The organism is Polynucleobacter sp. UB-Tiil-W10 (assembly GCF_018881605.1).
Classification (GTDB): Bacteria; Pseudomonadota; Gammaproteobacteria; order Burkholderiales; family Burkholderiaceae; genus Polynucleobacter.
On record NZ_JACVPZ010000001.1, the window covers coordinates 176,713 to 194,705 of the forward strand.

General features: G+C 44.6%; 17 protein-coding genes and 1 tRNA gene. 6 read left to right on the forward strand and 12 right to left on the reverse strand.

Translation table 11 applies throughout. The features are described from left to right. Nucleotides 1-10: 10 nt before the first annotated feature. The 5 genes from pstB to ICN33_RS00850 form a co-directional block, all read right to left on the reverse strand. Complete coding sequence (pstB, locus tag ICN33_RS00830; protein ID WP_255530481.1) at nucleotides 11-847, reverse strand: phosphate ABC transporter ATP-binding protein PstB; 837 nt, start codon at nucleotides 845-847, stop codon at nucleotides 11-13. 8 nt (nucleotides 848-855) lie between these two features. Beyond that, nucleotides 856-1,722, reverse strand: coding sequence for a phosphate ABC transporter permease PstA (gene pstA / locus ICN33_RS00835; RefSeq protein ID WP_216193640.1), 867 nt, complete (start codon nucleotides 1,720-1,722; stop codon nucleotides 856-858). Next, a complete protein-coding gene (gene pstC / locus ICN33_RS00840; protein ID WP_216193642.1) occupies nucleotides 1,719-2,705 on the reverse strand; it encodes a phosphate ABC transporter permease subunit PstC in 987 nt (328 codons plus the stop codon). The genes pstA and pstC overlap by 4 nt, the downstream gene beginning before the upstream one ends. Before the next feature lie 88 nt (nucleotides 2,706-2,793). Next, nucleotides 2,794-3,816 (reverse strand): phosphate ABC transporter substrate-binding protein PstS, encoded by a 1,023-nt coding sequence (gene pstS, locus ICN33_RS00845; protein WP_216193644.1) that lies wholly within the window; start codon nucleotides 3,814-3,816, stop codon nucleotides 2,794-2,796. Nucleotides 3,817-4,000: 184 nt separating this feature from the next. Next, nucleotides 4,001-5,014: a CorA family divalent cation transporter gene (locus tag ICN33_RS00850; protein WP_216193646.1), complete on the reverse strand. Its 1,014-nt coding sequence runs from the start codon at nucleotides 5,012-5,014 to the stop codon at nucleotides 4,001-4,003. A 112-nt stretch (nucleotides 5,015-5,126) separates the two neighbouring features. On the opposite strand from ICN33_RS00850, the gene ICN33_RS00855 reads away from it, so the two are divergent. The 3 genes from ICN33_RS00855 (at nucleotide 5,127) to ICN33_RS00865 (ending at nucleotide 7,441) form a co-directional block, all read left to right on the forward strand. Further along, entirely contained in the window at nucleotides 5,127-5,957 is an 831-nt protein-coding gene (locus ICN33_RS00855) for a hypothetical protein (protein ID WP_216193647.1), read from the forward strand. An 87-nt stretch (nucleotides 5,958-6,044) separates the two neighbouring features. Next, nucleotides 6,045-6,464, forward strand: coding sequence for a hypothetical protein (locus ICN33_RS00860; RefSeq protein WP_216193649.1), 420 nt, complete (start codon nucleotides 6,045-6,047; stop codon nucleotides 6,462-6,464). Nucleotides 6,465-6,466: 2 nt separating this feature from the next. Beyond that, nucleotides 6,467-7,441 (forward strand): hypothetical protein, encoded by a 975-nt coding sequence (locus ICN33_RS00865; protein ID WP_216193651.1) that lies wholly within the window; start codon nucleotides 6,467-6,469, stop codon nucleotides 7,439-7,441. A 315-nt stretch (nucleotides 7,442-7,756) separates the two neighbouring features. Here ICN33_RS00865 and ICN33_RS00870 read toward each other — a convergent pair whose 3' ends face one another. The 3 genes from ICN33_RS00870 to ICN33_RS00880 form a co-directional block, all read right to left on the reverse strand. Then, nucleotides 7,757-9,055 (reverse strand): lipase family protein, encoded by a 1,299-nt coding sequence (locus ICN33_RS00870; RefSeq protein WP_216193653.1) that lies wholly within the window; start codon nucleotides 9,053-9,055, stop codon nucleotides 7,757-7,759. Nucleotides 9,056-9,192: 137 nt separating this feature from the next. Further along, a complete protein-coding gene (gene recQ, locus ICN33_RS00875; protein ID WP_216193655.1) occupies nucleotides 9,193-11,031 on the reverse strand; it encodes a DNA helicase RecQ in 1,839 nt (612 codons plus the stop codon). A 122-nt stretch (nucleotides 11,032-11,153) separates the two neighbouring features. Further along, nucleotides 11,154-11,243, reverse strand: a tRNA-Ser gene (locus ICN33_RS00880). A 133-nt stretch (nucleotides 11,244-11,376) separates the two neighbouring features. Between ICN33_RS00880 and ICN33_RS00885 the strand changes: the two genes are divergently transcribed. Then, complete coding sequence (locus tag ICN33_RS00885) at nucleotides 11,377-11,622, forward strand: AbrB/MazE/SpoVT family DNA-binding domain-containing protein (protein WP_216193657.1); 246 nt, start codon at nucleotides 11,377-11,379, stop codon at nucleotides 11,620-11,622. After that, entirely contained in the window at nucleotides 11,622-12,047 is a 426-nt protein-coding gene (locus ICN33_RS00890; protein ID WP_216193660.1) for a type II toxin-antitoxin system VapC family toxin, read from the forward strand. Before ICN33_RS00885 ends, ICN33_RS00890 begins: the two co-directional genes overlap by 1 nt. 80 nt (nucleotides 12,048-12,127) lie before the next feature. On the opposite strand, the gene ICN33_RS00895 is transcribed toward ICN33_RS00890, so the two are convergent. Genes ICN33_RS00895 through ICN33_RS00910 form a run of 4 tightly spaced genes read right to left on the reverse strand, consistent with a single transcriptional unit; the run spans nucleotide 12,128 to nucleotide 16,891 of the window. Further along, nucleotides 12,128-12,532 carry a hypothetical protein gene (locus tag ICN33_RS00895; protein WP_216193662.1) on the reverse strand — a complete coding sequence of 135 codons (405 nt, stop codon included), beginning with the start codon at nucleotides 12,530-12,532 and terminating at the stop codon, nucleotides 12,128-12,130. A gap of 32 nt (nucleotides 12,533-12,564) precedes the next feature. Further along, nucleotides 12,565-13,875: a serine--tRNA ligase gene (gene serS / locus ICN33_RS00900; RefSeq protein ID WP_216193664.1), complete on the reverse strand. Its 1,311-nt coding sequence runs from the start codon at nucleotides 13,873-13,875 to the stop codon at nucleotides 12,565-12,567. 49 nt (nucleotides 13,876-13,924) lie between these two features. After that, nucleotides 13,925-14,608, reverse strand: a complete 684-nt coding sequence (locus ICN33_RS00905) for an outer membrane lipoprotein carrier protein LolA (RefSeq protein WP_216193666.1) — start codon at nucleotides 14,606-14,608, stop codon at nucleotides 13,925-13,927. A 6-nt stretch (nucleotides 14,609-14,614) separates the two neighbouring features. Beyond that, nucleotides 14,615-16,891 carry a DNA translocase FtsK gene (locus ICN33_RS00910; RefSeq protein ID WP_370623244.1) on the reverse strand — a complete coding sequence of 759 codons (2,277 nt, stop codon included), beginning with the start codon at nucleotides 16,889-16,891 and terminating at the stop codon, nucleotides 14,615-14,617. Nucleotides 16,892-16,966: 75 nt separating this feature from the next. Between ICN33_RS00910 and trxB the strand changes: the two genes are divergently transcribed. Continuing rightward, nucleotides 16,967-17,923: a thioredoxin-disulfide reductase gene (trxB, locus tag ICN33_RS00915; protein ID WP_072583823.1), complete on the forward strand. Its 957-nt coding sequence runs from the start codon at nucleotides 16,967-16,969 to the stop codon at nucleotides 17,921-17,923. The last annotated feature ends 70 nt before the right edge of the window (nucleotides 17,924-17,993 follow it).

Sequence of the window (17,993 nt, forward strand, 5' to 3'; positions counted from 1 at the left end):
ATGTCTCCAATTAACCGAAGCGACCAGTAATATAGTCTTCAGTTTCTTTACGCTTAGGCTTGATAAAGATTTCGTCTGTTTTACCATACTCAATCAGACTACCTAAGTACATATAAGCAGTGTAATCGGATACGCGAGCTGCCTGTTGCATATTGTGAGTCACAATTGCAATGGTGTAATCGTGCTTTAACTCATTGATCAATTCTTCGATTTTTCCAGTAGAAATTGGATCCAATGCTGAGGTTGGCTCATCTAGCAAAATCACCGAAGGCTTTACTGCTACGCCACGTGCAATACATAAGCGCTGCTGTTGTCCGCCTGAGAGAGATAAACCGCTCTGATTTAGCTTATCTTTTGCTTCCGTCCATAAAGCGGCTTTATTTAAAGCCCACTCTACACGCTCATCCATTTCTGAACGGGAAAGCTTTTCATAAAGACGCACACCAAATGCAATATTTTCATAAATTGACATAGGGAATGGTGTTGGTTTTTGAAAAACCATTCCAATACGTGAGCGCAATAGGTTTAAATCCTGACCTGGCTCAAGAATATTTTGGCCGTAGAAATTGATTTCACCTTCAGCGCGCTGACCTGGATAAAGATCGTACATGCGATTTAAAGTACGCAATAAGGTGGATTTACCACAACCTGAAGGGCCAATAAATGCAGTTACCTTGCCTTGCTCAATATCCAGGTTGATGTCTTTTAAGCCCTGAAAGGAGCCATAAAAGAAGTTCAGATTTCTAACTTCAAGCGCATTGATAGCTGCCTGTCCTGATTGTTGATTTATTACTTCCACTTTACCCCCTTGACTATCAATCTTATTTAAGTCAAACATTGTTTTCATATTACTCATCATCCTTGGACCTTCTCGCGGAATACCACTCGCGCCAAAATATTTAAGCCGAGAACGGCAAATGTAATGAGCAGAGCACCGCCCCACGCTAATTCAACCCAGTTGTCGTATGGACTCATGGCAAATTGGAAAATCACCACCGGCAAGTTAGCCATTGGTGCATTCATATTGGTTGAGAAGAATTGATTATTTAAGGCGGTAAATAGCAATGGAGCTGTTTCACCGCTCACGCGAGCAAGCGCAAGCAAGATGCCAGTCATCACACCACTCTGAGCAGCGCGCAAAGTAATCATGAAGGCTACCTTCCACTTTGGCGTACCCAAGGCGTAAGCTGCTTCGCGCAAGCTACCTGGCACCAAACGCAACATATTTTCGGTGGTACGAACTACAACCGGTATAGCAATAAGTGCCAAAGCAATGGTGCCAGCCCATCCTGAGAAGTGCTTTGCCTGCGCAACCACAAAGGCGTACACAAACAATCCAATCACAATGGATGGCGCAGAAAGCATGATGTCTGTAACAAAGCGAGTAACGGCAGCAACACGGCTGCGGTCGCCATATTCAGACAAATATAGTCCTGCTAAAACACCAATAGGTGTACTGATTAAAGTACAGCTTCCCACCAGCATAAGACTTCCAACAATCGCATTAGCAAGACCGCCACCCTCAGATCCTGGAGCCGGAGTGCTATGGGTAAAAAGATTCAAATCAATTGCTGATAGGCCTTTAAATACTAAAACGCTCAAAATCCAAAGCAAAAAGACCATACCCAAAGTCATTGCACCCATCGAGAGGGTTAAACCAATCTTGTTTGCCCGCTTTCGCTTGGCAAAGATAGATTGATCAATATTAGAAGTATTGTTCATGTTTTCAATCCCTGCTTTTTCTCCATATTGCTCAGCATCCACTTAGCGCACGCTAATACAACGAAGGTAATAATGAACAGAGCTAAACCTAAGGCAAATAAAGAAGATAAATGATTGCCTACTTCAGCCTCCCCAAATTCATTGGCCAGAGTGGAAGCAATTGAGGTGCCTGGAGCAAATAGCGAAGCAGATAAGCGATGTGCATTGCCAATCACAAAGGTGACCGCCATCGTTTCACCAAGTGCTCTACCCAAACCCAGCATGACGCCACCAATTACACCAGCCTTGGTATAAGGAAGAACAACATTTTTTACCACTTCCCAAGTAGTGCAACCAATACCGTAGGCAGATTCTTTAAGGACAGGCGGAACGATTTCAAACACATCTCGCATGACAGATGCAATGAAAGGCAAAATCATCATTGCCAAGATTAATCCGGCACATAGAATACCAATGCCATTAAATGCACCGGAGAATAAGATGCCTAAACCAGGAATTTGCCCCAAGGTAGCAGCTAAAGCAGGCTGGATGTATTCAGCAAACAATGGCGCAAAAATAAACAAACCAAACATACCGTAGATGATGGATGGAACTGCAGCCAGGAGTTCTACAGCAGTGCCAAGAGGTCTACGAAGCGGTCCAGGGCAGAGCTCCGTTAAGAATACGGCAATACCAAAACTCAAGGGAACGGCAATCAATAATGCAATTAATGAGGTAACGACTGTTCCATAAATAGCAATTAATCCACCAAACTCACCATTCACCACGTCCCACTCTTGTGAGAAGAAAAATCCAGGGCCAAAAGTATGCAAAGCTGGCCATGCATTCATGAAGAGCGAAATCAGAATGCCCATCAAAGCAATTAAGACAGATACGGCGAAGAATTGCGTAATTCCATGGAACAGGAAATCCTGAACTCGCTGCAATTTAGCGATCTTTAGAGCCTGCGGTGTAGGCGCCGAATGCGACTGAATAATATCCATTTAGATAGGCTTATTTAAATATTAAAACAGCCCCACAACGCTGTGGAGCTGTTCATTAAAGAATGCTTAAAGATATGACCATCAAGCTTTACTTAGTTACAACCTTTGTGAATACATTCTTGCGAATGAAATCAGTTGTCGCGTCAGGCATTGGAACGTAATCCAACTCTTCCGCCATTTTTTTGCCATCCTTGAAAGCAAAATCAAAGAACTTGATCACTTCAGCTGCATTGGCCTTGTTTTCTGGATTCTTGTACAACAAGATAAAAGAAGCGCCAGTAATTGGCCATGACTTAGCACCAGAAGCATTGGTAATGAATGTTCCCATGCCAGGAATCTTGGACCAATCAGTACCAGCTGCGGCAGCAGAGAATGTTAGGTCGTCAGGAGCCACAAAATTACCGTCTTTGTTTTTCAAAGAGATAAATGTCATTTTATTTTTCTTGGCATACGCATACTCAACATAACCAACAGAGTTCTTAACACGGGTTACGTTTGCAGCAACACCTTCATTGCCTTTGCCGCCAACTGTAGAGGCTGCTGGCCACTTCACGTTAGCACCAGAACCAACTGAATCTTTGAACAAAGTGCTTGTTTTTGCCAAGTAATCAGTAAAAATTGCGGTAGTACCTGAACCATCTGCACGCGTTACCACAGTGATTGGACCAGAAGGAATCTTCACGCCTGGGTTCATGATCGCAATACGCTTATCGCCCCAATCAGAAATGATGCCCTGGAAAATGTCAGCCAAAGTTGGGCCATCCAACTTGATTTCGCCTGGCTTAACGCCATCAACGTTAATGACCGGAACCACGCCGCCAATGATGGCTGGAAATTGAACCATGCCGTCTTTTTCTAAATCTTCAAACTTCACTGGGTTGTCAGTAGCACCGAAATCAACAGTCTTTGCTTTGATTTGCTTTATGCCACCAGAGGAGCCAATAGACTGATAGTTCAAATTTGAGCCAGTTTTAGCTTTAAAGGCTTCTGCCCACTTTGCATAAATTGGGTATGGGAATGTTGCGCCTGCACCCGTCATGTCAACAGCAAAAGCTGTCGGAGCAAGCGAAATAGCGCTAATAACTAGTGCTTTTTTCAAAAAAGATTTCATGTAGATTGTCCTGATATTGAAATAACGCAACATTGCGATACTAGGACGATACGTTTTCACTATGACGATTTAATGACAAAGTCTTATTTATAAATAATTTTCATATAAAACAATGACTTAATGAAAATAGTGAAAACTTAAAAAAGAGCAGTTTGGCAATCTAGAGGGTGCTCAATCCAGCAGATTAAATGATCCTTTTTAGCTTTAAAGCTGCATAAACTGCCGCGCCAGTAATCGACATGATGACCATCACCTCATAAAAAGAGCCTTTTAGCCCTGGAAGATCCTCCATATTCATACCCATAACCCCTGTTATCAAAGTCATAGGAAGAAAGATCACCGTCATTACGGACAAAACTTGCAAGTTTTTAGCATTAAATTCCGCCACATGGGCCGCTTGCTCATCCTGTAGCACCTTTGCGCGATCGTAAAGGCTCGAAATCTCTTGCACCAAGTAGGAGAGCAAATCTAAGTCATCATTGAGGCGATTCTTATCCTCATCACTAAACCAGTATGGGAGGCGTTTTAACAAGCGATGCAAGGCTATTAATTCTGGTGAAAAATGCCTGCGGAGGCGGCTACATTGAATGCGTATCCTGCCAAGATTTTCATGCTCCGGAAACTCCCTTCCTTTGAGTAGTTTTTCCTCTAAATCATCCATATCCTCTGAAAGATGGGCCAATAGTGTTCGCAAGTGCTCGGCACGTAAATCCAATAACTCATGAAATAACTCAATAGCAGAGGCTGGATTAAGCTGACCGCCCCTTAAGTCATACCGCAATTTGTCAGTAGTTCTGAGGGGGTTATTGCGCAAGGAAATCATTAGTCTTGGAGTAACAATTGCCCAAAGTGTGCCTAAGCTTGAGTCACCAGACTCCTCTCCAAACTCTTGCTGAAAGTCATTCATCACCATCAAAAGACAATCATTTAACTTTTCAATGCGTTCCAAGCGGCTCAGATTGACACCCTCTTGAATCATCTCTACTACGCGCTCAGGAATCAGTGGCGTATTTTCAAGCCATCGCTGTATTTGAGAATTGGATAGGTTTAAATGCAGCCAGACAGAGATATCTGGATTTTCAAGTGCGTCAGCAATTTCAAATAAAGGAATTTCGTACCCATCACCCGATATAGGCATAGCCCAGGCAAATACAACGCCTGCAACTGGAAAAGGTTTTTCAATGATTTCTATAGCCATCAATAAATTGTATGGCACAAATTAAAAGGGTTCGTGCAGGCCTGACATCAAAATGACATGAAATTGGTCTAAACAGATTGCTTTACTAATCAGCTCGCTGCGTAAGACCTTCATGAAAAGCTTATGTCTTACTCTTTTAATTGTGCCGACATTCGTTTTTGGATTTGAACCTTTAAATACTGATGATGCAGGAACTGTAAAAGCCGGCGGCAATCAGATAGAGCAGTATTTTTTCTCCATCAATCGATATGGCGGAATGCAACAGGCAGATATCATCACTCCAGGCGAAGAGTACACAGGCAGAACGGATGCAAAGGCTTTTCCATTTACCTATACACGTGGATTAAGTGATCAAGTAGAGGCGTCGCTCTCTGCGACTTACTACAACGAACCCAGCGGCAGTTACTCAAAGTTCTCCAACTATGTATTAGCGAGTAAGTGGCGGTTTCATGAGGACAGCGATCTAGGCTATGCTCTTGCCGTTAAGCCAACGGTTGTATTGCCTGCTGGTAAACAGCAACAAGTTGCAGGATTAGGCTTAGCCGCGTTTAACTATGGCGTCAACTTCATTGCCTCCAAATATTGGCAAGATATAGAGTTGCACCTGAACATGATGTACATGCGCTCGCCCTACAATATAAATTACAGCGTCGGGACTTCTAGCGATCTCAATCGTACGAATATCTTTTTAATTTCTCTTGCCCCTGTTTGGTCTATATCGAAGAATTTGAAAATCGCATTAGACATTGGGGCGGCGACTAATCCACCCTCCTCCGAGCAATACTTAAGTCATTACGCCCTGATTGCCGGAATTTATTCCCTTACCGATAGCGTAGATCTTGGTATCTCCTATATGCGGACCGGGTCAAACTATGGCGAAACTTTTGCATCGCAACAAGCCGGTGCCACACGTAGCGAAGTTGGCATCACTTGGAGATTTTAAATTTCAGTTAGGGCAAGAAATATTAAATTGTCACAATCTCGTAGCAAACTAAAGGTAATCCCATTACATTTACACTGGAGCAACTAAATGTACTATCAGATTATTCCTTTAGAAATGGGCTCTTTAGTAGAGCGCAATGTCTTTCAGCAATCAAATAAAGAAATGAAATGTGGCATGGTCTGGAAGCTAGGTTCAGTTTTAACCAACATTAAGCCCGTATTCATTAAGGCATACGATCCCAATATTGGCATCTGCATTCAAGATATCCCCGGTGGTGTAATCAGCAAAACTTATGATGGGGAAAAAGTAATTTATTTTTCCGATACCGTCGAAGAAGATGAGCAAGATGAGTTAACAGATATCTTTTATCAAAGTAATCGAAAGTATTCAAAGAGTTATGAAGATGTCTACCATGATTTGGGATGGACTCATATAAGCTCAGAGGCCTATATATTTGGCGAGCTTGAAATCAAAGAATTGGATGATGCTCCTATTTCTTATAAATAGCCATGAAATCACTTAAAGCATTATTCGCTGGTCTATTTATCGCATGCTCTTTGGCAGCCTCTGCGCAGTCATTGGAGGCATTTAAATTTATAGCCTTGGGTGATATGCCCTATTTCATCCCGAAAGATTATGTTCGTTATGAACGGATAATTTCAACGATCAATCAGACCAATCCGAGTTTTAGTATCTTTATTGGCGATACTAAATCAGGCTCAACACCCTGTAGCGATGAATACAATCAAAAAGTTAAGGGATATTTCAATCAATTTACATCTCCATTAATCTATAGCATTGGAGACAATGAGTGGACCGATTGTCATCGTCAGCTGGCGGGATCTTACGATCCCCTAGAACGTTTAGATAGCCTGAGAAGTACTTTCTTTGACACCCCAAAAAGTTTTGGAAAAAAACAGATTGACCTCATTAGACAAGCTGATACAGATCCAAAGTACAAGAAGTTTGTTGAAAACTCTTACTGGGTAAAGAATCATTTTTTGTTTGTCAGCTTACACATTCCCGGCTCTAACAATAACTTTGAGCGCAATGAGCAAGCAAAAGCAGAGTACTACGAACGCAATCAAGCCAATTTAGACTGGATTCAAAGTGCCTTTACCCTTGCATCAACTAAGGGGTATTTAGGAATTGTTTTTTGCTACCAAGCCGATATGTTTTATACGCCTACACAAGCAACTGATGCGGATAGCGGGTATCGAGATACATTACATGCTTTAAGTAAAAATGCACAGGAATTCAAAAAACCTGTACTTTTAATTCATGGTGATAGCCATCACCTCATTATTGATCAACCACTAAAAACTGTAGATCAGAAACATACACTTGAGAACGTTCTCCGCCTAGAGCTGATGGGCGCAGAACAAGTCCAAGCCGTCATGATTGGGATAAATCCAAAGTCCGAACAACCATTTAGCTTTACGCCAATTCTGCTAAGACAAAATATGAGTATTCCAAAACCCTAAAGCCGATTAAGAAGGCGGTAATCTTATTAAAACGGTATTCGACAGTACATTGATTTTCAGACTATGAACTGTCATCAAAGTCACATCAACCTGTCACATTACATTTGTAAAGTTAGCTTCTACTTATGGGAGATGAGGTGTAATTCTCTCGTTACTGGTTACGAATAGTTTGTGCCAACAGCCCATAGGTAACCAAATTCATCACCTTTGAGCCGCAGTCACGCATTCATCATTACCCTAAGTCAGATAAAGAAAACCACCCGAAGGTGGTTTTATTCTTCTTGCTACCCCAATACTTTGGGGATGCATTCAGATCTATTTTGCGGGACATCCATTTGCCAATGGTTTACCGGCAATACGATCCTTCACCCAAGCTAAATACATGGGTGCCGATACACCAGGAGTTGTAAAGTGAGTTTGCTCACCTGGCAGCTGATTTCTGCCTACGTTCGCCCCCATTGTGCACATCTGCTTTTGATACAGCTCATGCATGACTGGAGGAACGGCGGTATCTTTTGTACCCCAATAAATTACCACTGGAGCAACTGGCTTTACTGGTTTCACGCTGCCATCAACAAATGCCTTAACCCATGCCATGGAATTAGTGGCTGTTGGCTTCAAGAGGGACTTGTAACTTTCTCCGTAGGCATAGTTAAAGGTATCCGCCATTACATGAACGCATTTATTACTTGATAGCTTTTCAACAACCTTTGCACCCTCATCAGTCAATACATCAGTCAACTTCAAATTAGGGAATGCAGCCTGCGTACCCCAAAGACCCATCATGTAATGCGCAAACAAAAATATGTTAGGGACATTAGCTTGCGTAAACCCGTTCATGAGCTTGGTTGCACCAGCCTCATCGGTAGGTGGATTTGCAAGCATGACCGCTACATCGTCAGGCGCTAATGCAACAAACCCAAGGTATTGCAGATCATCTGCGGCTGTGCCTTTTTGAGCCTGATAGTCTGGCAGGCTGGCAGCCGCAATAGTTGCACCACCACCCTGCGACCAACCATAAATGATGGTCTTTTTACCGGCGCCGACCTCTTTCATAGAGCTCGCAGCTCTCGCAGAGTTAATTGCGTCTCTACCATTCGTTTGAGCCACTGCGTATTGATGTTTACCGCCACCACCTTGACCTTGATAGTCTGTAGCAACAATGACATAACCTTCTTGAATAAATTCCTCTACATTCGGAATACCGTAATCCGTCCAAGAATTACCATCCATTAAGAAGTATTCATTTAATGGGGCAGTGGGATTGGTGATTTGTGAAGGGCCACAGTTTTGAGCAGAGCCGGTTGTGCCATGTGCCCAGGCTAAAATTGGTCTACCCTCCTTGGGTGCCTGCCCAATGGGAGAAATAATGAATCCAGTGGCAATTGTCTTGCGCCCAGCTACATCAGATGAAATATAAGCAATCTTCCAAGCTTGCGCACCTTTTACGGAAGTATCAATCTTTTCTTTTTTAATGATCTGCCCCAATTTACCTTCAGGAGCCATTTTCATAACGGCTGCATAAAAAGGCGGCATTGGTGGATCAGCATGGGCTGCCGAGAAACCAATACCTAGCAGAGAACCTATCACTAGAGTGGAGAGTATTTTTTTCATATGCGCCTTTAATTAAAAAAGGAAATAAACTGGAATACTGGCGGATAGGTGCGCGAAGCCTTTGCTGCACAACCTTCAATCTAATCCGACTCGCTTTGATTGTAATAGACACTCTAACCGCCAGTAGATATAGCCGTCTAGCTGGAGCGCTCTTGATTTTCTAGGATGACTTTAAGAAAGTGCTCGCCATAGCGCTCCAACTTAGCTTGCCCCACTCCACCAATACGACTGAAGTGAACTAAGGTAGCAGGCGTAGATTTAACCATCTCCTGCAAAGTGCTGTCGTGAAAAATGACATAGGGCGGTACACCTTGTTCGCGTGCCAGCTCAGTACGCTTAGCCTTAAGTGCCTCCCACAGTTTTTCATCTGCAATATTGCTAAAGGGATGCGTAGATCTCTTGTTTGCACCAGACTTAGCGGCTTTGCTCTTGGAGTAGCCTGTTTCATTGCGTAGCCATACCTCTTGCTCTCCACGCAATACGGGCAAGGCAATGGCATCCACTAACTTTAAGCCCCCGTGCAATGCGATATCAGCATCCAAATAACCGCCCGCTACCAATTGACGATAGATACTATTCCACTGCGCCTGATTGAGCTCTGAACCAATTCCAAATGTACTCACTTGCTCATGAAAAAATTGCTTTACTCTAGGAGTCACTTTACCCATCAGCACATCAATTAAATGGGTTACACCAAAACGCTGGCCTGTGCGATACACACATGACAATGCTTTTTGCACTTCATGTGTAGCATTCCATATAGCTACTGGCTCTAGACAGTTATCGCAGTTACCGCAGCTACCAGCATGTATCTCCCCAAAATAGCGCAAGATTGTTTGGTGGCGACACGTCGTGGATTCGCAATAGCCAAGTAGCGCATTGAGTTTTTGGCGCTCTACCCGCTTACGGTCTTCAGAAGCCTCACCAGAATCTACCATTTGCCGCAAGCTCACCACGTCCCCAAAGCCGTAGACCATCCAAGCATTTGCAGGCAAGCCATCACGCCCTGCCCGTCCAGTTTCTTGGTAATACCCTTCCATACTTTTGGGCAAATCCAGGTGGGCTATAAAGCGGACATTGGGCTTATCAATACCCATACCAAAGGCTACAGTGGCAACCATGATGACGCCCTCTTCACGCAAGAAGCGTTTTTGATTAGCACTGCGTGTTTCCACACTTAATCCTGCGTGATACGGCATTGCATCCCACCCACGATCCTTGAGCCATTGCGCAGTCTCTTCTACGCTGCGACGCGATAGGCAGTAAATAATTCCTGAGTCATCGGCATGTTCTGCATCTAAAAAATGCTCTAACTGTTGTTTAGCGCTTTGCTTTTGGAGAACTCGATACTTAATATTGGGACGATCAAAGCTAGAAACAAACTGCTCGGCAGATTCCAGCGAAAGACGCTCCACAATTTCTGCTCGTGTTGGCGCATCGGCAGTAGCTGTTAAGGCGATACGAGGAACCTTTGGGAATCGCTCGTGCAAAACAGTTAACTGGCGATATTCTGGGCGAAAATCATGACCCCATTGAGAAACGCAGTGTGCTTCATCGATAGCGAATAGTGCAATTCCAGGGCTACTATTGAGTCTATCGAGTATCGACAGAAAACTTGCACTCATTAGACGCTCTGGTGCTACATAGATCAAGTCAAGGTCTCCAGCTAGCAATTGACTAGTTACCTTTTGAGACATGACTGCATCTAGACTAGAGTTTAGAAATGAGGCCTTAACGCCCAACTGGGTCAATGCATCAACCTGATCTTGCATCAGTGCAATTAAGGGTGAAACCACAACCCCTACGCCGCGTCTAACAAGCGAAGGAATTTGATAGCACAGCGACTTGCCGGCACCTGTAGGCATGAGGACCAAAGCATCCCCACCTGCTACTACATGACTAACAATAGACTCTTGTGCTCCGCGAAATTGATCAAAGCCAAAAACATCATGAAGTACTTGTTGGCTCGACTGCAAAAGTAATGCTCTCCCGTCTGATTAAATACATGCGTAATACAAGCTACCTATAAATAAAAAGCCCCCACGTCACGCAAGGCTCTCTCAATATTTTTTCTATGTGAACAAATACAGAATCTGAATGGCGGAGAGGGTGGGATTCGAACCCACGGTAGGTTTGACCCTACGCTTGATTTCGAGTCAAGTACATTCGACCACTCTGCCACCTCTCCGAACCGAAAATCATTATAGCTAGCTATATATAAATCCATACAGCCAATATTGGTTCAAGATTGAGCTAGGCAAACTAGATGAGTTCAATTAATATAGATATACTTTAATGTATATTTATTTGAGGACTGGTTCATGAATATCCAAATTTCAAAATGGGGCAATAGCCTGGCACTTCGCATTCCCGCAGCATTCATTAAAGAAATTCAGCTAAAAGATGGCGATAGAGTTGAAGCTACACTTTCTAGCGACGGAGCCTTGGTCATCAGACCTCAAAAGCTAGATCGTAAAACCTTATCCAAAATGGCTAGGGAATTAAGGGCTTCGATGAAAATGGGTACGTCAGTAATGGATGAGGTTCGCTCTGGGGCTCGCTACTAATGCTCTATGTAGATACGAGCATATTGGTTGGATTTTGCACTCACGAAGGAAAAAGTCTCGCCATCCACAAATGGTATGACAACACCAAAGATACGAAGCTGATCTCATCTACCTGGACGTTTACTGAATTTGCTAGCGCCTTAAGCATTAAAGAGAGGACCGGACAGATTACCCCCAAGGAGGGCAAGAATGCTTGGAAGCTTTTTGAAGCAATATGCGCTAATGATATTGAATTACTGCCAGTAGAAAATAAAGTCTTTTACTCCGCTGGACTTTTAGTGCTTGATAGTAAATCCAAATTGCGCTCTGGCGATGCACTTCATCTCGCAGCAGCAAAATCTTTCAAAGCGAAGTCAATCATTACCCTTGATAAAGCGCTTGAAATGAATGCCTCTAGGCTGAAAATAAAAACTATCGTTATTTAAGGGGCTGAGTTTAACCACTCGAAATGACTCAAATGACTTTAAAATAAATCCATGCGGTGATTCAGGCTAGAGGTACGCTATTACTCGCATACGCCCGTCATCAGGAGCGCGCCAGAGAAGAATCCAAAAGGATGCTTACCATCTTTTGCAAATCCTTCGATGCTGAGATAGTCCACAAAGGCGCCATTCTTACCTGCAGCCTTTTGTGTCCAAATGACTTTATATGGATTACCCGCGCTTCCAGAAGCTATCACTTTAGGATTTTTCAGAGTATCCATCACATCACCAAAAACTTCTCCAGTTTTCTTTATCACTGTAAAGTCTTCGCCAACTCTGGGGCTATCTTGAATTAAAACCAACTCTCCATTGCTTTTGATATAGGCATCACTTAATACCTGGCAATGATAGATTGTTTCAGCAGCAAAAACGCCCTGAGACAAAAATGCTACGCCAATCCAGAATAAAAATACTGAGCGCTTATTCATTTGAGTAGGCCCACTTTTCGCGTTCTCAAATATTAAATTGGCTTTAGCACTTCTAAACCACCCAAGTAAGGCTGCAATGCTTTAGGAATAGCAATGCTGCCATCTACCTGTTGCTTATTCTCAAGAAGAGCAACTAACGCCCTACCTACTGCAAGACCCGAACCATTTAAGGTATGAACTAATTCTGGCTTGCCTTGACCTGCTTTGAATCTAGCTTGCATACGTCTTGCCTGGAAATCGCCCATGCTAGAGCAAGAGCTAATTTCTCTATAAGCATTTTGTGATGGAACCCACACTTCTAAGTCATAAGTCTTAGTGCTACCAAAGCCCATATCACCAGTGCAGAGCAATACTTTTCTGTATGGCAACTCGAGCAATTCCAAAATACGTTCGGCGTGACCCGTGAGATCTTCCAAAGCCTGCATTGAATCTTCTGGCTTGGTGATTTGCACCAACTCCACTTTATCGAACTGATGTTGACGAATCATGCCGCGCACATCACGCCCATAGCTACCTGCTTCCGAGCGGAAGCATGGAGTGTGAGCTACAAACTTCATTGGCAAGCTATCTGCGTTAACGATTTCATCGCGAACTAAATTGGTCACTGGGACCTCGGCAGTTGGAATAAGGTAGAAGTTTTCAGTTTTTACTTCTCCACCCTCATCTTCCCCACCCATTTGACGCGGAACCTTGAATAAGTCTTCTTCAAACTTAGGAAGCTGTCCTGTGCCGCGCATGGATGCAGCGTTCACCATGTAAGGCGTATAAACCTCTAGGTAGTTATGTGCCGTAGCGTGGGTATCAATCATGAACTGCGCCAAGGCACGGTGCAGCCTGGCAATAGGCCCTTTGAGAACTACAAAGCGCGAGCCACTGATTTTGGCTGCGACTTCAAAGTCAAGACCTAATGGTCCACCGAGATCAACGTGATCTTTAATCTCAAAGTCAAAAATGGGCTCTTCACCCCAGCGCTTTACTTCTTTATTTTCTGTTTCGTCTTTACCAGTGGGTACAGATTCATCTGGAAGATTGGGGATGCCCATCAAGAAATCAGCAATCTCAGCCTGAAGAACGGCTAAACGTGCAGATCCCGATTCCATATCGGTATTCACATGGGCTACCTCTGCCATCTCAGCAGAGGCATCCTCGCCCTTACCTTTTTTCATACCAATCGCTTTGGACAATTGATTGCGCTTGGCTTGTAATTCTTCGGTACGAGTCTGTAAAGATTTCCGCTCGGACTCTAGTGCGTTGAATTTCTCAACATCGAGTTGAAATTTACGAGTGGCAAGGCGCGCAGCAACTGCGGCGATATCTTTACGGAGTAATTGGGGATCAATCATGTGATGCTCTGTGGATTAAGGGTTCTAGGTTTTGCTCTATTTCTAGGTTCTAGTTTAAGCGCAAGACTTCTGCTCCTGCCGGCGGATTAAAGGTGAAGCGATTGGCTGGCAAATTGACGTTGAGTTGGATCTTATCTAAAGTCACTAGAACAATACTGCCCAAGCCATCGGTTAGCTCTAAAGCTTTAGGTAGGCCACTAGCCATCCCAATAGAGATCTTTGTATATGGCAGGTCATTTTTATTCTTAGCATTAGGGTCTTTTTTGGGGGTCAAGGCTACCCACTTCATCCCTAAGCGCTCCTCACCATCTACCAAGTCAAAATGTTGATCAAGTGATGATTCACCAAATAGGATGGCTGCTGGTGTAGAAGCTAAGGCCTGCCCTGCTGGACGGAATGTTGCCTGGTTTAAGTCTTTATCCCACAAGATGAGTTGCTTGCCATCGGCAATCAATTTTTGCTCGAATGGCTTTTGGGTATCCCAGATAAAACGTCCTGGACGCTGAAATACAAAATGACCTTGCGTCTGGCGTACAACTTTCAACCCCTTGTCCTGTGACTCATTGGCTTTGGGTGCGCGTAACTGTTGTTGCACGAAGTCACCTTCAGCAGTTTTGGAGTTGCGCACAAATTGACGTAACTGCTCTGAACCACTCTCAGCTTGAGCAAATGATGTAACTGAAAAAAGAGAGCTTGCAATCGTCAGAATTGCTGCAATTAGAAATCTTGGCATAGATTCTTACTCAGAGGGGCGATGCAAAATCTCGCGATTGCCGCCGTTACCCATTTTAGATACGAGGCCTGCTTTTTCCATATCTTCAAGGAGGCGGGCTGCACGGTTGTAACCAATACGCAAATGACGTTGCACTAAAGAAATGGATGGACGCTTATTGTCTAGGACGATCGCAACCGCTTGATCGTAAAGTGGATCGGCTTCGCCGCCGCCCTCACCAGTCAGTGCATCAACATTAGATTCATCAGCGCCCTCAAGAACACCATCAATGTAATTGGCATCGCCCTTCTCTTTAAGCCACTCTACTACGCGGTGTACTTCATCATCCGATACAAATGCCCCGTGTACGCGCACTGGCAGACCAGTGCCTGGGGCCATGTAAAGCATGTCACCCATACCGAGCAGCGCTTCGGCGCCCTGCTGATCCAAAATCGTACGGCTGTCGATCTTTGAGCTCACCTGGAATGAGATACGCGTTGGTACGTTGGCTTTAATTAATCCCGTAATCACGTCTACGCTTGGACGTTGCGTTGCTAATACCAAGTGAATGCCAGCAGCGCGCGCTTTTTGGGCAATACGAGCAATGAGTTCTTCAATCTTCTTGCCTGACACCATCATCAAGTCAGCCAATTCATCAATCACGATGACGATGACAGGCGCTTTATAAATTGGCTCCGGATCATCTGGAGTCAAACTAAATGGATTGGTGAGCTTCTCACCTTTTTCTTCTGCTTCGAGAATCTTCTTATTAAAGCCAGCTAAGTTACGCACACCAAACTTACTCATGAGCTTGTAGCGGCGCTCCATCTCATTAACGGCCCAATTGAGCGCGTTATAAGCCTGCTTCATGTCGGTAACGACCGGGCACAACAAATGTGGGATCTTGTCGTAGATTGCCATCTCTAGCATCTTCGGATCAATCATGATCAAACGCACTTCATCAGGCTTAGCCTTAAAGAGCAGTGACAGAATCATGGCATTAATACCAACTGACTTACCAGCACCAGTTGTTCCCGCAACCAAGCAGTGTGGCATCTTGGCTAAGTCAGCCACCATTGGGCTGCCTGAAATATCTTTACCTAAAGCTAAGGTCAGCAATGAATGGTTGTCGTTATATACCTGTGAGGTGAGAATCTCTGACAAGTAAACGGATTGACGTGTTGGGTTTGGCAACTCCAAAGCCATACAAGTTTTGCCAGGAATAGTTTCTACTACCCGCATGCTGACAACACCGAGTGAGCGGGCCAAGTCACGTGACAGATTCACAATCTGACTACCCTTCACACCAATTGCCGGATCAATCTCGTATCGAGTAACCACTGGACCAGGGTAAGCAGCAATCACTGTTACCTGCACATTAAACTCGGCTAACTTGCGTTCGATTAGGCGTGAAGTAAATTCCAGCACATCTGCAGAGATCGTTTCTTTTGCTTCAGGCACTGGATCCAGTAATGCGAGTGGTGGCAATTCTGAATCAGGGATATCCACAAACAAAGGTTGTTGCTTTTCGCGCTCTACTCGGGCGCTCTTTGGGATCTCTACAGGAGCACGCACAATTTGTACTGGTGTTGCGACTTCAACGCGGCCACGAAACTCCTCGACAAACTCTTCACGCTCTTCTGCAGCAGCTTCGCCTAACTTGCGATCCTCTTCGCTATCGCGTCGCTCGCGAATGCGGTAAAAAGTGACCTCTAGGTACCGCCCTACCTTCTCAGCCAAATCTAACCAAGAGAAGTGGAGGAATAAAGAGAGGCCCGCACAGAGGCCAAACAGCAGCACCAAGGTTGCACCCGTAAATCCAAGGGACATTTGCAAAGGATCGCCAATCAGCTCGCCCAAAATGCCGCCTGGCGGCCTTGGAAGCTCCCAGGACAGCGAATGCATGCGAATGGACTCCAAACCCATGCTGCAGATTAAAGTCAGACCAAAGCCCAACCAACGCATCAACAGAGAATCTGGCTTCGCATCCGGATCGGGCGGCAAAGGAATGCTCCAAAGCTCACGCCAGCCATTGAGGACGCGGCGCCCAAAGAGAGCCACCCACCAAAAAGCAGAAATACCAAAGATATACAGCATTAAATCGGCCAAATAAGCCCCAAAACGACCACCTAGGTTCTTGGGAGCCTCAAAACTGGCATGAGACCAGGCTGGATCCGCCTTGGAATAAGTCAGCAAAATGGCAAATAAGCCCAGACACAAGCCTACAGAGATGAACCAACGGGCCTCTAATAAAAGGCGGGGCATCCGGCCCTGTCCGCCGTTCTCAGGGGGCTGGGGGCTCATTGGAGCCTTGGACTTCGGGTATGCGGTTCTAGCCATGTTCTACCGATTGTAATCAAGCAAACCTATAATTTGAATATGACTACAAATACCCCAAAACACTCCAAAGTTCTGATCCTCGGATCTGGCCCTGCCGGCTATACAGCAGCAGTCTATGCCGCCCGCGCCAATTTAAACCCTACCCTCATCACTGGCCTGGCTCAAGGGGGTCAATTAATGACCACCACCGACGTGGAAAACTGGCCAGCGGATGCTGATGGCGTTCAAGGTCCAGAGCTGATGGAACGCTTTTTGAAGCATGCCGAACGCTTTAATACTGAAATCATTTTTGATCATATTCATACGGCAGCTCTCAAAGAGAAGCCAATTCGCTTAGTTGGCGATTCTGGAACCTATACCTGCGATGCATTAATTATTTCCACCGGCGCTTCCGCTCAATATATTGGTCTACCAAGTGAAGAGGCATTTATGGGCCGCGGCGTTTCTGGTTGCGCAACTTGCGATGGCTTCTTCTATCGTAACCAAGATGTTTGTGTAGTGGGTGGTGGTAACACTGCAGTTGAAGAAGCGCTCTACCTCACTGGCATTGCTAAAAAAGTAACTGTGATTCATCGCCGCGATAAATTCCGTGCTGAGCCAATCTTGAATGATCGCTTAATGGCAAAAGTTGCTGAAGGCAAAGTAGAACTCAAGTTGAACTCTACTCTTGACGAAGTATTGGGGGATGAAAAAGGCGTGACTGGCGTTCGTATCAAGAAACAAGATGGCAGCACAGAAGATCTCGCGGTGACTGGTGCCTTTATTGCGATCGGCCACAAACCCAACACTGAACTCTTTGTTGGTCAGCTTGATATGAACAATGGTTACCTCAAGACCCACTCAGGACTTGAAGGCAATGCTACTGCCACCAATATCCCTGGCGTATTTGCTGCTGGTGACGTACAAGATCACATCTATCGTCAAGCCATCACTAGTGCTGGTACAGGATGTATGGCTGCACTAGATGCGCAGCGTTACTTAGAAACTTTGGAATAAGTATTTAAGCAACTGAACAATAAAAAACGCCTAGCATTACTAGGCGTTTTTGTTTGTCGCAGTCTGATTG

Excerpts from the sequence above, each read along its gene's own strand:
- pstA (WP_216193640.1), bottom strand. The coding sequence starts at position 1,722 with ATGAACAATACTTCTAATATTGATCAATCTATCTTTGCCAAGCGAAAG.
- serS (WP_216193664.1), bottom strand. The coding sequence starts at position 13,875 with ATGATTGATCCCCAATTACTCCGTAAAGATATCGCCGCAGTTGCTGCG.
- ICN33_RS00855 (WP_216193647.1), top strand. The coding sequence starts at position 5,127 with ATGAAAAGCTTATGTCTTACTCTTTTAATTGTGCCGACATTCGTTTTT.
- trxB (WP_072583823.1), top strand. The coding sequence starts at position 16,967 with ATGACTACAAATACCCCAAAACACTCCAAAGTTCTGATCCTCGGATCT.
- ICN33_RS00910 (WP_370623244.1), bottom strand. The coding sequence starts at position 16,891 with ATGAGCCCCCAGCCCCCTGAGAACGGCGGACAGGGCCGGATGCCCCGC.
- ICN33_RS00865 (WP_216193651.1), top strand. The coding sequence starts at position 6,467 with ATGAAATCACTTAAAGCATTATTCGCTGGTCTATTTATCGCATGCTCT.
- ICN33_RS00860 (WP_216193649.1), top strand. The coding sequence starts at position 6,045 with ATGTACTATCAGATTATTCCTTTAGAAATGGGCTCTTTAGTAGAGCGC.
- ICN33_RS00895 (WP_216193662.1), bottom strand. The coding sequence starts at position 12,532 with ATGAATAAGCGCTCAGTATTTTTATTCTGGATTGGCGTAGCATTTTTG.
- ICN33_RS00870 (WP_216193653.1), bottom strand. The coding sequence starts at position 9,055 with ATGAAAAAAATACTCTCCACTCTAGTGATAGGTTCTCTGCTAGGTATT.
- ICN33_RS00850 (WP_216193646.1), bottom strand. The coding sequence starts at position 5,014 with ATGGCTATAGAAATCATTGAAAAACCTTTTCCAGTTGCAGGCGTTGTA.
- ICN33_RS00885 (WP_216193657.1), top strand. The coding sequence starts at position 11,377 with ATGAATATCCAAATTTCAAAATGGGGCAATAGCCTGGCACTTCGCATT.
- ICN33_RS00905 (WP_216193666.1), bottom strand. The coding sequence starts at position 14,608 with ATGCCAAGATTTCTAATTGCAGCAATTCTGACGATTGCAAGCTCTCTT.
- pstS (WP_216193644.1), bottom strand. The coding sequence starts at position 3,816 with ATGAAATCTTTTTTGAAAAAAGCACTAGTTATTAGCGCTATTTCGCTT.
- ICN33_RS00890 (WP_216193660.1), top strand. The coding sequence starts at position 11,622 with ATGCTCTATGTAGATACGAGCATATTGGTTGGATTTTGCACTCACGAA.
- pstB (WP_255530481.1), bottom strand. The coding sequence starts at position 847 with ATGAAAACAATGTTTGACTTAAATAAGATTGATAGTCAAGGGGGTAAA.
- pstC (WP_216193642.1), bottom strand. The coding sequence starts at position 2,705 with ATGGATATTATTCAGTCGCATTCGGCGCCTACACCGCAGGCTCTAAAG.